The sequence below is a fragment of the Microvirga flavescens genome, assembly GCF_003290125.1.
Classification (GTDB): domain Bacteria; phylum Pseudomonadota; class Alphaproteobacteria; order Rhizobiales; family Beijerinckiaceae; genus Microvirga; species Microvirga flavescens.
Window position 1 is genome coordinate 123,288 of record NZ_QMKH01000005.1, and the last position, 13,566, is coordinate 136,853.

14 protein-coding genes are annotated in these 13,566 nt (G+C 62.8%); 4 read left to right on the forward strand and 10 right to left on the reverse strand.

The genetic code is table 11. The features are described from left to right. The first annotated feature begins 57 nt into the window (after nucleotides 1–57). The 3 genes from DQW91_RS11415 (at nucleotide 58) to DQW91_RS11425 (ending at nucleotide 1,984) form a co-directional block, all read left to right on the forward strand. Nucleotides 58–366: a DUF6790 family protein gene (locus DQW91_RS11415; RefSeq protein ID WP_342633215.1), complete on the forward strand. Its 309-nt coding sequence runs from the start codon at nucleotides 58–60 to the stop codon at nucleotides 364–366. A 178-nt stretch (nucleotides 367–544) separates the two neighbouring features. Further along, the gene (locus DQW91_RS11420) at nucleotides 545–823 is read left to right on the forward strand and encodes a metal-sensing transcriptional repressor (RefSeq protein ID WP_112663767.1); all 279 of its coding nucleotides are present in this window, start codon (nucleotides 545–547) and stop codon (nucleotides 821–823) included. Between the two features lie 24 nt (nucleotides 824–847). Continuing rightward, nucleotides 848–1,984, forward strand: a complete 1,137-nt coding sequence (locus tag DQW91_RS11425) for a nickel/cobalt efflux transporter (RefSeq protein WP_112663768.1) — start codon at nucleotides 848–850, stop codon at nucleotides 1,982–1,984. Nucleotides 1,985–2,060: 76 nt separating this feature from the next. Here DQW91_RS11425 and DQW91_RS11430 read toward each other — a convergent pair whose 3' ends face one another. The 5 genes from DQW91_RS11430 to DQW91_RS11450 all read right to left on the reverse strand — a co-directional run bounded on the left by DQW91_RS11430 (nucleotide 2,061) and on the right by DQW91_RS11450 (nucleotide 8,567). After that, on the reverse strand, nucleotides 2,061–3,224 hold the full coding sequence (locus tag DQW91_RS11430) for an iron-containing alcohol dehydrogenase (protein ID WP_112663769.1): 1,164 nt from the start codon (nucleotides 3,222–3,224) through the stop codon (nucleotides 2,061–2,063). Nucleotides 3,225–3,235: 11 nt separating this feature from the next. Continuing rightward, nucleotides 3,236–4,627 carry an aldehyde dehydrogenase family protein gene (locus DQW91_RS11435; protein ID WP_112663770.1) on the reverse strand — a complete coding sequence of 464 codons (1,392 nt, stop codon included), beginning with the start codon at nucleotides 4,625–4,627 and terminating at the stop codon, nucleotides 3,236–3,238. Between the two features lie 104 nt (nucleotides 4,628–4,731). After that, entirely contained in the window at nucleotides 4,732–6,123 is a 1,392-nt protein-coding gene (locus DQW91_RS11440) for a glutamine synthetase family protein (protein WP_245410992.1), read from the reverse strand. 59 nt (nucleotides 6,124–6,182) lie between these two features. Then, a complete protein-coding gene (locus tag DQW91_RS11445) occupies nucleotides 6,183–7,715 on the reverse strand; it encodes an amino acid permease (protein WP_112663772.1) in 1,533 nt (510 codons plus the stop codon). Nucleotides 7,716–7,778: 63 nt separating this feature from the next. Continuing rightward, entirely contained in the window at nucleotides 7,779–8,567 is a 789-nt protein-coding gene (locus DQW91_RS11450) for an N-formylglutamate amidohydrolase (protein ID WP_112663773.1), read from the reverse strand. A 140-nt stretch (nucleotides 8,568–8,707) separates the two neighbouring features. On the opposite strand from DQW91_RS11450, the gene DQW91_RS11455 reads away from it, so the two are divergent. Then, nucleotides 8,708–9,577, forward strand: coding sequence for a MurR/RpiR family transcriptional regulator (locus tag DQW91_RS11455; RefSeq protein ID WP_112663774.1), 870 nt, complete (start codon nucleotides 8,708–8,710; stop codon nucleotides 9,575–9,577). Between the two features lie 3 nt (nucleotides 9,578–9,580). Here DQW91_RS11455 and DQW91_RS11460 read toward each other — a convergent pair whose 3' ends face one another. The 5 genes from DQW91_RS11460 to DQW91_RS11480 form a co-directional block, all read right to left on the reverse strand. Then, nucleotides 9,581–10,699, reverse strand: a complete 1,119-nt coding sequence (locus DQW91_RS11460) for an AbrB family transcriptional regulator (RefSeq protein WP_245410993.1) — start codon at nucleotides 10,697–10,699, stop codon at nucleotides 9,581–9,583. Between the two features lie 11 nt (nucleotides 10,700–10,710). Then, a complete protein-coding gene (locus tag DQW91_RS11465; protein WP_112663775.1) occupies nucleotides 10,711–11,907 on the reverse strand; it encodes a pyridoxal phosphate-dependent aminotransferase in 1,197 nt (398 codons plus the stop codon). A gap of 111 nt (nucleotides 11,908–12,018) precedes the next feature. Continuing rightward, on the reverse strand, nucleotides 12,019–12,438 hold the full coding sequence (gene mscL / locus DQW91_RS11470) for a large conductance mechanosensitive channel protein MscL (protein WP_112663776.1): 420 nt from the start codon (nucleotides 12,436–12,438) through the stop codon (nucleotides 12,019–12,021). A 114-nt stretch (nucleotides 12,439–12,552) separates the two neighbouring features. Continuing rightward, nucleotides 12,553–13,083, reverse strand: a complete 531-nt coding sequence (locus DQW91_RS11475) for a VOC family protein (RefSeq protein WP_112663777.1) — start codon at nucleotides 13,081–13,083, stop codon at nucleotides 12,553–12,555. A 16-nt stretch (nucleotides 13,084–13,099) separates the two neighbouring features. Beyond that, nucleotides 13,100–13,507 carry a DoxX family protein gene (locus DQW91_RS11480; protein WP_112663778.1) on the reverse strand — a complete coding sequence of 136 codons (408 nt, stop codon included), beginning with the start codon at nucleotides 13,505–13,507 and terminating at the stop codon, nucleotides 13,100–13,102. Nucleotides 13,508–13,566 lie beyond the last annotated feature (59 nt).

A 13,566-nucleotide genomic window follows, 5' to 3' on the forward strand; every position in this document is an offset into this window, starting at 1 on the left:
GTCTTTGCGGTTCTTTCGAGCCGCGAGGCGCTCTAAGCTTATGGCGGGAATGGGGAGATCGGGCATGGCAGCCCGTTTCAGGCCGAGGTCGGCTTCGCGAGTCTCGGATTTTCAGTCGTCGGCTTCCTCGCCGTCAAGGACAACGCCGACATGCGCCTCGCAGCGCTCATAGGACCGGCGTGCTTTCTCTTGGGCGCGGCCGCAGGTCATGTGGCGCAGATGATTACCGCCCACAATTTCGCGCCGGGTAATGCCGGGGCAATCTTCTACACCGACATCCTCATCCCGCTGATCGGGTTGCTGCTATGGATCGCGCGACATGGCGAACGGTACGCACCCCGCACAATCCAGAGCATGGACAAGTAGAGACGGGTTGTACCCCCGGATCACCGGCAAGCGAAGAAATCGAGGGGCTGATCGCGTCATGAAAGGACGCGATCAGCCTCCAGGCACGCTTTCCCCGTCCCAGAGCGAGGCCACGGCCCGCGTTTCCAGTCATGGCTGCGCGCTTGACGGCATCCTATCCAGGGGGATAGCATAAAGTATGTCTGAAAAGCATACGCATCAAAGCCATCCTGACATCGCCAAACGGCTAAAGCGGGCGGAAGGGCACCTTCGCAGCGTCGTCGCGATGATCGAATCCGGGCGCCCCTGTCTCGACATTGCGCAGCAGCTCCATGCTGTCGAAAAGGCTATCGGGCAGGCGAAGAAAACCCTGATCCAGGATCATCTGGATCACTGCCTTGAGAACACGATCGGCCAGTTGCCGCGCAACCAGCGCCACTCGATCGACGAGTTCAAGGCCATCACTAAATATCTTTAGGCCGTTCAATTCGGGATTAAGCCGATGGTACCGTTCACCGAACTGCTGCAGCAGGGCACCGCCCATGCATGGCTGTTCATTCCAAGCGCCATTGCCCTTGGCGCTCTCCACGGACTGGAGCCGGGGCATTCGAAGACCCTGATGGCCGCCTTCATCGTCGCGGTGCGCGGGACACTCTGGCAGGCAATCCTGCTCGGGCTCGCGGCGACGGCGTCCCACACGCTGGTCGTCTGGGGCATCGCCCTTGGGGGACTGTATCTCTGGCGGGACATGAATGCGGAAACTACGGAGCCCTATTTCCAGCTCGCGTCCGCCGTGGCCATCATCGGCATCGCGATCTGGATGATCTGGCGGACATGGCGCGACCGGCGCTTCGCTGATGCGATGGGCGGCCATCACCATCATCATGATCACGACCATCATCACGATGATGTCCGGCACATCGATACGGGCCACGGAGTCCTTTCGCTCGAAATTTTCGAAAAGGACGTTCCGCCGCGCTGGCGCATCCGCGCCCTAAGCGGTCGCGCATGGTCTTCGGCGAATGTGGCATTGGAGACCGAGCGTCCGGATGGCCGACGCCAGACCTTCGCCTTTGCACAAAAGGACGGCTATCTCGAATCCGTCGATGAAATTCCCGAGCCGCACGAACTCATGGCGCGGTTAAAGCTTTCTCATGGCGACCACTCGCATGATTACGACGTGTCTTTCGTGGAAGGGCAAGGCCACGATCCGATGCATGAGGAAGTCGAAGGCCTGGCTCTGGCGACGGACGGCTATCAGGACGCGCACGAGCTTGCCCACGCCAACGACATTCGCCGCCGCTTCGCGGGCCGCAGCGTGACGACGTGGCAGATCGTACTCTTCGGCCTTACCGGCGGCCTCATCCCCTGCCCTGCCGCCATCACCATCCTGCTGATCTGTCTGCAATTGAAGGAAGTCGCATTGGGCGCGACGCTTGTGCTGGGTTTCAGCATCGGACTTGCGATCACGCTCGTCTCGGTTGGCGCAGCCGCGGCGCTGAGCGTTCGCCATGCTTCGCAGCATTGGTCCTGGTTCAACACCGTCGCGCAGCGTGCGCCTTACCTGTCGGGCGCGCTCATTATTCTGGTCGGGATCTATGTCGGCCTGCATGGCTGGTGGGGCCTGCAGGTGGGGTAGGCCCGCGCCTCAAATCCTGAAAACAAAAACGGCGGGATCAGATCCCGCCGTTTTTGCATCAAACAATCGTGCGCTCTTACAGCACGCCTGCCAGCGCGTTCTCGAAGAGCTTGCGCGCGCTTTCCTTGGTGACCGGCACCGGATTTCCGCCGGCGGTCGGATCGTTGGGAGCCATCTCCGACATTTCGTCGAAGCGGGCGCTGTCGACCTTCAGGCCTGCGAGCGTGTGCGGGATGCCGAGATCCTTGCGCAGTTGCAACACCCAGTCGAGGAACGCCTGGAATGTCGGCTGCAGGCCGAGATAAGCGGAAAGACGCTCGATCTTCTTCTCGATGGCCGCGCGATTATAGATCAGCACATACGGCATGAAGACTGCGTTGGTGAGGCCGTGATGGGTATCGTAGAGCGCGCCTGTCGGGTGGGAGAGCGCGTGGATCGCACCCAAGCCCTTCTGGAACGCGGTCGCGCCCATCGCGGCGGCGGACATCATGTTGGCGCGAGCCTCGATATCCTTGCCGTCCTTGTAAGCACGCGGGAGGTATTCCTTCACGAGCCGAATGCCTTCCACCGCGATGCCGTCCGCCATCGGGTGATAGCCCGGTGCGCAATAGGCTTCGATGCAGTGCGCGAGCGCATCGAGACCCGTACCCGCTGTGATGTGAGGCGGCATGCCGACGGTGAGTTCCGGATCGCAGATGACGATCTTCGGCATCATGAGCGGATGGAAGATCACCTTCTTGGTGTGGGTCGCTTCCTGCGTGATGACGCCGGCGCGGCCAACCTCCGAGCCCGTGCCCGCCGTGGTCGGCACGGCGATGATCGGCGCGATGCCCTTGGGGTCCGCGCGGGTCCACCAATCGCCGATATCCTCGAAGTCCCACATCGGGCGCGTCTGGCCCTTCATGAAGGCGATGACCTTGCCGGCATCGAGCGCCGAGCCGCCACCGAAAGCGACGACGCCGTCATGGCCGCCCGCCTTCAAGGCTTCGAGGCCCTTATAAACATTTGTCTCGACCGGGTTCGGCTTGATGTCGGAGAAGATGCCGACCTTGAGGCCAGCGGCCCTCAGGGCCTCGAACGCGTTCTTCGTCATCGGCTGCGTGGCGAGGAACGGATCGGTGACGATGAGCGGCGCGCTCATGCCGACCGACTTGCAAGCCTCGGCGAGTTCCGAAATACGGCCTGCGCCGAAGCGGACGGCTGTGGGATAATTCCAGTTGGAGCGGGGAGAAGCGGTCATATCGTTCAAACTCAGATCTGACGGAGGTGGAAGGATTTCGGACGGGTGAGGGATTCGTAGGCGAGCTTCGAGAGGCTTGCGCCGCGGCCCGTATCCTTCACGCCGGTCCAGGCGAGAGCAGGATCGAGATAGTCGCAGCGGTTCATGAACACGGTGCCGGTTTCAAGCTTGTCGCCGATGGCTTCCGCCGCTTCGATATCGGACGTCCAGATCGCAGCAGAGAGGCCATAAGGCGAGTCGTTCATGAGGCGGATCGCCTCTTCGTCGTTCTTCACCTTCATGATGCCGACGGTGGGGCCGAAGCTCTCTTCGCGCATGACGCTCATGGAGTGATCCACATTCGTCAGAACTTGCGGCGCGAGATAGGCGGTGTTGCCGACATCAGCCGCAAAGCGCTTGGCGTCGATATGCGCCTTCGCCCCCTTGGCCACCGCTTCCGCGTTCTGCTGACGCACGAGATCGGCGAAGCGCTTGTGCGCCATCGGGCCGAGTGTCGTCGCCTCATCCAGCGGGTTGCCGAGAACGTACTTGTTCACGAGACCGACAGCGCCTTCGACGAAGCGATCGTAGTGGCTCTCATGCACATAGATGCGCTCGATGCCGCAGCAGCATTGTCCCGAGTTGAAGAACGCGCCGTCGACGAGATTTTCGATGGCGTTCTCGATATTGGCATCGGCCCGCACATAAGCCGGGTCCTTGCCACCAAGCTCGAGTCCGAGCGACGTGAACGAGCCCGCCGCCGCGCGCTCGATGGCCTTGCCGCCGGAGACCGAACCCGTGAAGTTGCAGTGATCGACAAGACCTTCGCCGAGGATGCGGCTTGTCTGATCGTGGCTGAGAACAAGGTTCTGGAACAAGCCTTTCGGGAGGCCGGCGCGATCTGCCGCCATCTGGAAACGCTCGCCGGCGAGAATGGTCTGCGAGGCGTGCTTGAGCAGCACCGCGTTTCCGGCCATGAGCGCGGGCGCGATGGTGTTGATGGCAGTCAGATACGGATAGTTCCACGGCGCGACAACCAGCACGAGACCGACCGGCTCGCGCTTTATCATGCGACGGAAGCCGTCCTTCGGATCAGCGGCGGGAATGTCTTTGAGGCTTTCCTCCGCGATGCGCACCATGTAGCGCGCGCGCTCCTCGACGCCCCGGAACTCGCCGCCATAACGGACCGGGCGGCCCATCTGCTGCGCGATTTCCGGCACCACCTCCTGGTTCATGGCGACCAGCGCGTCGAGCATGGCGAGCACCTTCGCCGCGCGCTCGGCCAGCGGAACGTGACGCCACTTTCCTTGCGCCTCGCGCGCCGCCGAAAGAGCCGCGCCGATGGCGGCTTCGGACATGATGGGACGGCGGACAAGTTCGCGCCCGTCGATGGGGGAAGTACAGACGATATCGGTCTCGGCCATGATGCTCTCTTGAAAGGCTAAGGCCCCGCGTGGGGACCTAGCGTCTCCTCTTGAAGTGCCGCAAAAGCCGGAGGGGCGGAGGCCGCCTCTCCGGAATTCCGCTCTTAGATGATCTCGAAGTAACGGGCGAGTTGCCAGTCGGTGATGGCCTTGCGGGCCTCTCGTTCTTCCCATTCGCGCGTTGCGGCGTAATGGTCAACGAAGGTTTCGCCGAAAAGCTGGCGCGCAGGCTTGGAGGCCTTCAGGCGTTCCGCCGCCTCGCCGAGCGAGCGCGGCAGCGCGCGCTTCTTCGGATGCTTGACGGCATAGGCGTTGCCCTGCACGGGCTCACCCGGATCGACCTTGTTCTCGATGCCCCACAGGCCAGAGCCGATAGCAGCTGCCAGCGCGATGTAGGGATTGATGTCAGCCGCCGCAACGCGGTACTCGACGCGCTGCGATTTCTCCGAGCCCGGGATGACGCGAAGCGCGGTGGTGCGGTTTTCAACGCCCCAGGCGGAATCGGTCGGCGCCCAATAGCCCGGAATGAGGCGCGTGTAGCTGTTCACCGTGCAGGCGACCATCGCAAGGAGCTCGGGCATCAGTTGCTGCTGACCGCCGACGAACCAGCGCATGGTGTCCGACATGTTGTGCGGCTTCTTGGGATCGTAGAAAGCACCCTTGCCAGTCTTGATCTCTTTCAGCGAAGCATGCAAATGGCCCGACTGGCCGGGCCAGTCGCGCGACCATTTCGCCATGAACGTCGCCATGAGGCCACGGCGTTGGGCGAGGATCTTCGTATAGGTCTTGAACAACGCGGCCTTGTCGGCGGCTTTCAGCGCATCGTCCACGCGAATCGCGGCTTCGAGAACGCCGGGTCCGGTTTCGGTGTGCAGGCCTTCGATCTCGAAATCCATCTTCGTGCCGAGATCGAGCAGGTCGTGATAGAACTCCGAATGCACGCCCGAGCGCAGCACCGAATAACCGAAGAAGCCCGGCGTGAGATTTTTCAAGTCGCGGTAATTCTTCTCGCGCACGGAGTGCGGCGTTTCCTCGAACACGAAGAACTCGAATTCCGCCGCCGCTGACACGGCATAGCCCATGTCCTCGGCCTTCTTCAAAACGCGGCGCAGCACACCGCGCGGACAAGCCGCCTCGGCATAGCCATCAAACTCAGCAAGGAAGAACGGCAGGTCGTCCTCGAAGGGGATGAGGCGCATCGTTTCCGGCAGGATGCGAGCGGTCGCATCGGGATAGGCGGTGTGCCAGCCGGTGAGCGTCGTGTTGTCGTAAAGCTGATCGTTCGAATCCCAGCCGAGCACGACATCGCACATGCCGAAGCCGTTCTGGAGGGCGGATTCGAACTTGTCGCGCGCCATATATTTGCCGCGCATGATGCCGTCGACATCGACGATGCCGATCTTCACGAAAGGAAGGTTACGACTGCGCACATAGGCTGCAGCATCGGCTGCCGTCTTGATTTTGGGGGTGTCCATACGAAATGTTGGGGCGTTCATGCCGAGAACCTAACGGGAAAGAAAAGGGAGGGGAGCGCACGAATGCGCTCCCCGTTCGATCAATGGGTCTTGTAGTCGCCCTCGCCCTTGGTGAGGGCGAATTCCTCTTCCGGCGAGAGGATGAGCTTGTGGCGCCCCCACACGAGGAAGTAAGCCATCATGATCGCATAGTAGATCGCGACGCCGAGAACGCCGTTCTGGAACACGGGATCCGTGAACTGGAAGTAGAGCGTGATGGCAGCGATGATCATGCACACGACCGCGCCTGCGTTTCCAAACGGGCTCTTGTAGGGCCGGTGGATATGCGGGAACTTCTTCTTCAGGGTGATGTAGGACATGCCCTGCATGAAGTAGGCCAGCATTGCGCCTGCGACCGCCATGTTGAGCAGCGTTCCGCCAATGACGTTGGCACCAGCTTCGGCTCCGACCGAGAACCAGATGATCAGCATCACGAGAAGTCCGATCACCGCGCCCGCGATCAGCGCCACGTGCGGCGTCTTGCGGCTGCCGTGCGTGATAGAGAGGAAGCGCGGGAAATAACCCGCCCGCGAGAGCGAGTAGATCTGCCGGCCAAAGGCGAAGATGATCGTGTGGAACGAGGCGATCAAGCCGATCACCGCGACGGCGGCAAGGATCTTCGCGATGTCCGCACCGAAGATGGTACGGAAACCATCGAGCAGAGGCTCACCGGATTTGGCAAGGCCCGCAGCGCCCGGCGCGATGCTCGTGTTCAGGAAGGTCACGAGGAAGGCCGAGACGATGAGCGTCATGATGCCGAGGATGATGCCCTTCGGCATGTCCTTCTGCGGATCATGCGACTCTTCCGCCGCCAGCGGCAATTGCTCGATGGCGAGGAACAGCCAGACCGCGAACGGCATGGTCATGAAGATGCCCTTGATGCCAAGCGGCAGGAAAGGCCCATTGCCATTGGCGAGTTCTGCGCCGTCAGCGCCGATGTTCAACGCCCAGTGCGCGAAATCGAGCTTTCCGGAGAACAGAACCGAAAGGTAGAAGATCACAAGAACGGCAAGCGCCATCACCGTGACCGTCACCGTGACCTTGAACGAGAGCTCGACGCCCACGATGTTCAGTCCCACAAACAGCGCGTAGGACAAAACCCAATAAACCGGCTGGAACTCAGGCGCCGTTCCGAAGATGGCGGAGAGATACGAGCTGATGAAGAACACGATGACGGCTGGGGTCAGCACGAATTCGATGTTCTCGGCGATGCCCGTAATGTATCCCGCCCAGGGGCCCATCGCCGTACGGGCGAAGGAATAGGCGCCACCCGTATGCGGAAGCGCCGGAGACATCTCGGCAAGCGAGAATGTCAGGCCCAGATACATCGTCGCGATGATGATCGTCGCGAAAAACATCGAGCCGTAACCTTGCGCGAGGCCGAGATTCCAGCCTGAATAATGGCCTGAAATCACCGCACCGACACCGAGCGCCCAGAGCGACCACACGCGAGCGTAGCGCTTGAGCTTGCGGGCCTCGAAATAACTATCGTCGACTTTCGTGTAGGTGATGCCGGCGGAGCCTTGCGCCCCTCCGGAACTCTGCGCTCCCGCGCTTCCTTGACCGACTGACATTCTCTTCCCTCCAAGAAGATTGTTGCCCTCTGTAGTCCATGGCGGTCCGCGCCATGGTTGTCGTCACGCGCCCGGAAGTCCCTCCCTCAGCAAAGGCGCGAGACGATCAGCCCACGACGCCTGCCCGTCTTCCATGCGGATGAGGTCGTTGCGGATTTCGATCATGAGCGGGGCAAGGCCGCGCCGCTCGGCATGGCGTTCGAGCGTATGGAACACTCTGTCCGCCGGTGAATAAGGCTCGTTCATGCCAACGGTCAGCGCGGCATCGCGCTTCAACCCGGCTTCCACATGGCGCGCATAGCGCGCATCGTCATTGAAGATCAGGCCGATTTCCCACGGGCGCGGGACGCCCTTGTAGACGGGCGTGAAGGAATGAATCGAGACAACGGCACGCAGAGCGCCCGCCGCCTTACGCGCCTCGGCGAAGCGATCCACCGCATCGTGAAACGGCCTGTAGACCTCGTTCGCACGGCGCGCCCGCTCCTCGGCGGAGAGATTGAGATTACCCGGCACCTCAGTGCGCTCGCTCAACATCGTGATTGAGTCAGGCGCGGACGGATCGCGGTTGAGATCGAGGACGAGGCGGGAAACCGTGGCATGGATGAGGGGCGCATCGAGCAGGCGGGACAGGCCCATCGCCACCCCGAGCGCGCCGGGGTCCCAGGCGATGTGGCTTTCAAGCTCCTGCGGCCCGAGGCCAAGCGTGCCGTATCGTGCGGGCAAATGTTTGGAGGCGTGCTCGCAAATCAGCAGGATGGGAGAACGCCCCTCCGCATTCTCGAGGCGGGCAACAGGTTCATCCCCCTGAGACACAGCTCCACCCACGGAGCTGGTCCGGCTCGCATGCGTCATGCGGTCCTCCGTTTGCCTGCCCCTTGGGCAAGCTGTCCCCTGATTGAACGTTTGGTACGTTCGTTATCGTTTTTATTGTTTTGAAATTTTTGATACAGCTTTTGAAGCCCGTCAAGGACATCTGTGGACAAGCACTTGGAATGCCCGACCTCGCCTCTCTCCCGCCCGTCGACCCGCCCAGCCTCGCGGATCGCATCCGCCACGAAATGGAGTACTTCACGCCGAGTGAGAAGCGGGCGGCCCATGTCCTCCTGAGCCATTATCCGTTCGCGGGCCTTGAGACGGTGGCCGAATTCGCGGCGCGGGCCGGCATCTCGGCCCCGTCCGTCCTGCGCTTCGTCACCCGTCTCGGCTTCAGCGGCTTTCCGGATTTTCAGAAGCATCTGCGGGAGGAACTGGAGGCGCAGCTCCTCTCCCCCCTCGCCAAGGCGGGCCCCCTCGACAACGGGCAGGCGGCCCCCGCCCTTGCCGCCTTCGCGGAGGCGACCATCGCGAACCTGCGCGCGACGGTGGAGAACATCGCGCCCGCCGAGTTCAACGCCGTAGTGACTCTTTTGAGCGATCAACGCCGCACCATTCACTTCACCGGTGGACGCTTCACGGGCGCACTCGCGCGATATGCGGAAAGTCATCTGCGCATCGTGCGCAGCCACGTTCACGCCATCGACAGCCAGCCGGCCCTCTGGCGCGACAGAATGATCGAGATCGGCCGCAAGGACGTGCTCGTCGTGTTCGACATCCGGCGCTACCAGGACGATAGCGTTCTGCTAGCGGAAACCGCGGCGAAGCAGGGCGCGACCGTCGTCCTCGTCACCGATCCGTGGCTCTCACCCATCGCGCGCGTCGCGCGGCATGTTCTGCCCGCCCACGTCACGGCCCCATCGAACTGGGATTCATCGGCAGGCCTAATGCTCTTGACCGAAGCGCTCATCGGGGCGGTGACGAAGCGTCTTTGGGAGACGGCGAAACCGCGCATGGAAGCCGTGGAACGCCTGCGCCGGAGCGAATAATTTTCAGGCCTCCGGCTTGGGCTGTAGCCAGGTCAACACCACCGGCAGCGCAAAGCCGATGCCGATGAAGCGGACGAAGTGGTGAATGCCGACATAGAGCGGATCGAGCCCCAGCATCAGGGCGAGTACGGTCATCGCTTCAAGCCCGCCCGGCGCGAAGGCGATCATCGCGTTGGCGAAACTCACACCCGCGAGTTGGCTCGCGAGAACAGCGAACGCTACGGCGATACTCATCCCGATGGTGAATGAGCCGATGCCGGCGAAGATGGAGCGGCGAACCGTCGCGAAATCGAGATCGCGAAAACGATCCGCGATGAAGGCCCCCATCAGGATCAGGCCGCCGGTCGCGATCACCGGCGGAATGACGCCCGACACGGATCCCGTTGCATGGCAGAGCGTGCTGACGAGCGCGGCGCCGAGAAGGATCGGCGCGGCGATGCCGAGGCGCTTGAAGAGAAGGCCGGTTGCGACGCTGGCCAGAAGCATGATCGCCATGCCGCCCGCCGGCATGATCTCCTGTCCTTGTCCCAGCAGACCGGATGTAAGCGCGCCACCGCCCGTCATCACGACGACGCCGGGCAGGAGCGCGATCAGAATAAAGAGACGCAGGTTCTGAACGATGGCGATGGGAGCGACGGCGGCGTTGCGGTCGATGGCGATGGCCATCACCGTCGAGAGCGCACCGGGGGCGGAGGCAAGAACGGCATCGCCCTTGCGCCAGCCGGAGATGCGCGTGAGCCAGAATGCGGATGCCGCGCTGATCGCCACGACGCCGATGACCAGGAGAACGAGGCTCAGCGGATAGCGCCCCACGGCGGCGATGGCGGCGGGCGTCACCGCCGCACCCATCGAAGCGCCTGAGGTGAGCATCGCGAGGTCGGCCAGAGAGCGCGGCATCGGCTTCGACCAGCCGGCGAGGCTCCACAGGATGACGGCGACGGTCGACCCTGAGAGCCATGCTCCGGGTACGCCGAGAACGTGAAAGATCAGCCCACCGAGGCTGGCAATGAGAATCTGGGCAAGGTGGATCAGGACGGTTTGCATGCGCGGACGAAAGAACTCCCGTTCCTCAATGGCGTCGGCGGGCTCATGCGTCAAATGCCCGCCGCGCACACAAGCCATGCGGGAGAGAACTACCCGGCGATCTTCGGCAGGGCTGCGGAAATGCGGCGCACCGCCTCCTTCAGGTCTTCGGACTTGCGAGCATAGCAGATCCGTAAGTACCCCTCGCCGCCGAAAGCCGAGCCCGGCGCGAGGCCGACATTCGCCTCGTCGATGAGGCGGATCGCGATCTCCTGCGAGGTCTTGCCGTCTTTGACTTTCGGAAAGGCGTAGAACGCACCGGAGGGCGGCGGCAATTCCACGAGCCCGGTTTCGGCGAGCTTCATGATGATCTCGCGGCCTTCCCTTGCACGGGCAATCTGGTGCGCGACGAAGCTCTCGCCCTGCTCCAGCGCCGCGACGCCGCCGCGCTGGATGAAGACCGGCGTGCCGGAGGTCTGGTACTGAATGAGGTTCTCGACGACCTGCCCGAGGGCCGGGGGCGCTTCGATCCAGCCGAGACGCCAGCCGGTCATGGCCCAGTTCTTGGAGAAAGTCTGGATGAAGAGAACGCGGTCTTCCGGCTGCATCACATCGCGAAAGGACGGCGCGCGGCCATCCACCGCCAACGCCTCATCGTAAACGAAGCGGCCATAGATCTCGTCGGCGATGATCCACAGGCCATGCTTGCGCGCAAGCTCAAGGGCACCCCGCAATTCGTCATGGGTTGCCACCCAGCCGGTCGGGTTGGAGGGCGAGTTGATGACGATGGCCTTCGTGCGCGGGGTGATCGCAGCCTCGAGGCGCTGCGCGTCGAGGAACCAGCCCTTGGCGGAATAGGTCATCGGCACGCCGACAGCCTGCGCGCCCGCGATGGTGAGAGCGCCGATAAAGTTCGGCCAGACCGGCGTCGGCACCAGAACCTCGTCCCCGTTGCCCGCGAGCATGCGCACGGCGATCTGCAAGGCGGGCATGCCGCCCGAGGTGACGAAGAACCGCTCCGGGTCGGCAGGCTTGCCGTAAACACGCTCATGATAGCGCGCGATGGCCTGCCGCAGATCGGGAATGCCACGCTGGTAGGTGTAGAAAGTCTCACCAGCCGCGAGCGAGCGGGTCGCGGCCTCGTTGATGAAGGATGGAGTCGGCAGGTCGCCCTCGCCCACCCAGAGCGGGATCAGCCCTTCGCGGTTGCGGCCGTAATTGAACACATCGACGATGCCGCTCGTCGGCGCGCGCTCCGCCTCGGGGCGAAGGTTGAAGACGGAGGGAATCGAAACGGACGCGTTCATGAATGGCACTCCTCGGCAGGCGAACAGGCATGGCGCGTTCGCCCGGACAAGGCAAGCCTTAGAGTATTCTCATGACAACGTTCAAAGGGACCGATCGAATCCGGTGATGGATCAGGCCGCGCCCTTGTCCTTCAGGATGTCGCGGATCTCGGTGAGAAGCTTCACATCGGCCGCGGCCTCGGGCGCTTCCTTGGCCTTCTCGGCCTTCTGAAGCTTGTTCATGCCCTTCACGACCATGAAGAGAACCCACGCCACGATGATGAAGTTGATGGCGATGGTGATGAAGTTGCCGAATGCCAGCACGGCACCCTGCTTCCTCGCCTCTGCGAGGGAGGCTGCCGTCACTTCCTTGGACAGGGGCAGGAAGTAGTTCGAGAAGTCGAGGCCACCCGTCACCGCGCCGATGACCGGCATGAAAATATCGCCGACGATCGAGTCCACGATCCGGCTGAAGGCAGCGCCGATGATCACGCCGATGGCGAGATCGACCACGTTTCCACGCAAGGCGAATTTCTTGAATTCTTCCAACACGACCCTTCTCCTCGTCAGCCGAAGTCCCAATAGGAACTTTAGCATCTAGGCAGCGAGGCGGGCTAGTCGAGAAAGGCCGCCGCCGTGGGGGCACGAGAGGCGGCGGCCTGTTCGTCAGGGCTGCGCGCTGGCGAGGAGGTCCTGCAGATCCAGGCGCTCGGTCACCATTTGCAGCGTTCCGTCCGGCGTGCGGGGCCACTGGGCCTCGGGGCGGTCCCAGTAGAGCTCGACGCCGTTGCGGTCCGGATCGCTCAGGTAAAGCGCCTCGCTCACCCCGTGGTCGCTGGCGCCCTCGAGGGGAACGCCCGCTTCGACGAGGCGGCGCAGCGCATCGGCCAGTTCAGCCCGGGTCGGGTAGAGAATGGCCGTGTGGTAGAGGCCGGTCGTCCCGCGCGGGGGCGGCGAGCCGCCTTTGCTCTCCCAGGTGTTGAGGCCGATATGGTGATGGTAGCCTCCCGCCGAGATGAAGGCGGCCTGCGAGCCGTAGCGCTGCATGAGCTGAAAGCCCAGGACACCGCAATAGAAGGCAAGCGAGCGATCGAGGTCGGCCACCTTCAGATGAACGTGGCCGATCCGCACGCCTGCCCCGATAGGACGAGCCGGCGTGTAGGCGGACTCGCTCAAGGGGGAAATGGCTGCTGACATGGTTTTGGTCCTGTTTTTAAGCCCGCACGGGCTCGGAGCGAAGCGCATAAGCGCCGCCGCCGAGAAGAGCCTGGACGAGAAGCGCAACGGCCCAGAACGCCGGATATTCCCAGCCGCCGTTGGCATTCGAGAAGAAGAACCCGGCAGAGCCGTGCACGGTGAAGATGGCGCCGAGCAGGATCGGGATCAACACGATGGATGCGATGCGGGTGTAGAAGCCGAGGATCAGGGCAATGGCGCCGACGACTTCGACGAGGATGGTGAGATAGGCAAGCGCCGGAGGCAGGCCGAGGCTGCCGAAGAACTGCGCCGTGCCGGCGGGGGTGAAGACGAAGACCTTCAGGCCCGCATGGGCGAGGAAGAGAATGCCGAGCGTGATGCGAAGCACGAGGGCGGCGAAGGGAGCGGTACGGTTGTCGATCATTGGGATCTCCTGAAATAACGTGTCCGCTTCCATATGGACTCATACCGGTGATAGGATAA

Bases quoted from the DNA above. Each gene is read 5' to 3' on its own strand.
- DQW91_RS11420 (WP_112663767.1), top strand. From the start codon at position 545: ATGTCTGAAAAGCATACGCATCAAAGCCATCCTGACATCGCCAAACGG.
- DQW91_RS11425 (WP_112663768.1), top strand. From the start codon at position 848: ATGGTACCGTTCACCGAACTGCTGCAGCAGGGCACCGCCCATGCATGG.
- DQW91_RS11430 (WP_112663769.1), bottom strand. From the start codon at position 3,224: ATGACCGCTTCTCCCCGCTCCAACTGGAATTATCCCACAGCCGTCCGC.
- DQW91_RS11435 (WP_112663770.1), bottom strand. From the start codon at position 4,627: ATGGCCGAGACCGATATCGTCTGTACTTCCCCCATCGACGGGCGCGAA.
- DQW91_RS11440 (WP_245410992.1), bottom strand. From the start codon at position 6,123: ATGAACGCCCCAACATTTCGTATGGACACCCCCAAAATCAAGACGGCA.
- DQW91_RS11445 (WP_112663772.1), bottom strand. From the start codon at position 7,715: ATGTCAGTCGGTCAAGGAAGCGCGGGAGCGCAGAGTTCCGGAGGGGCG.
- DQW91_RS11450 (WP_112663773.1), bottom strand. From the start codon at position 8,567: ATGACGCATGCGAGCCGGACCAGCTCCGTGGGTGGAGCTGTGTCTCAG.
- DQW91_RS11455 (WP_112663774.1), top strand. From the start codon at position 8,708: ATGCCCGACCTCGCCTCTCTCCCGCCCGTCGACCCGCCCAGCCTCGCG.
- DQW91_RS11460 (WP_245410993.1), bottom strand. From the start codon at position 10,699: ATGGCTTGTGTGCGCGGCGGGCATTTGACGCATGAGCCCGCCGACGCC.
- DQW91_RS11465 (WP_112663775.1), bottom strand. From the start codon at position 11,907: ATGAACGCGTCCGTTTCGATTCCCTCCGTCTTCAACCTTCGCCCCGAG.
- DQW91_RS11475 (WP_112663777.1), bottom strand. From the start codon at position 13,083: ATGTCAGCAGCCATTTCCCCCTTGAGCGAGTCCGCCTACACGCCGGCT.
- DQW91_RS11480 (WP_112663778.1), bottom strand. From the start codon at position 13,507: ATGATCGACAACCGTACCGCTCCCTTCGCCGCCCTCGTGCTTCGCATC.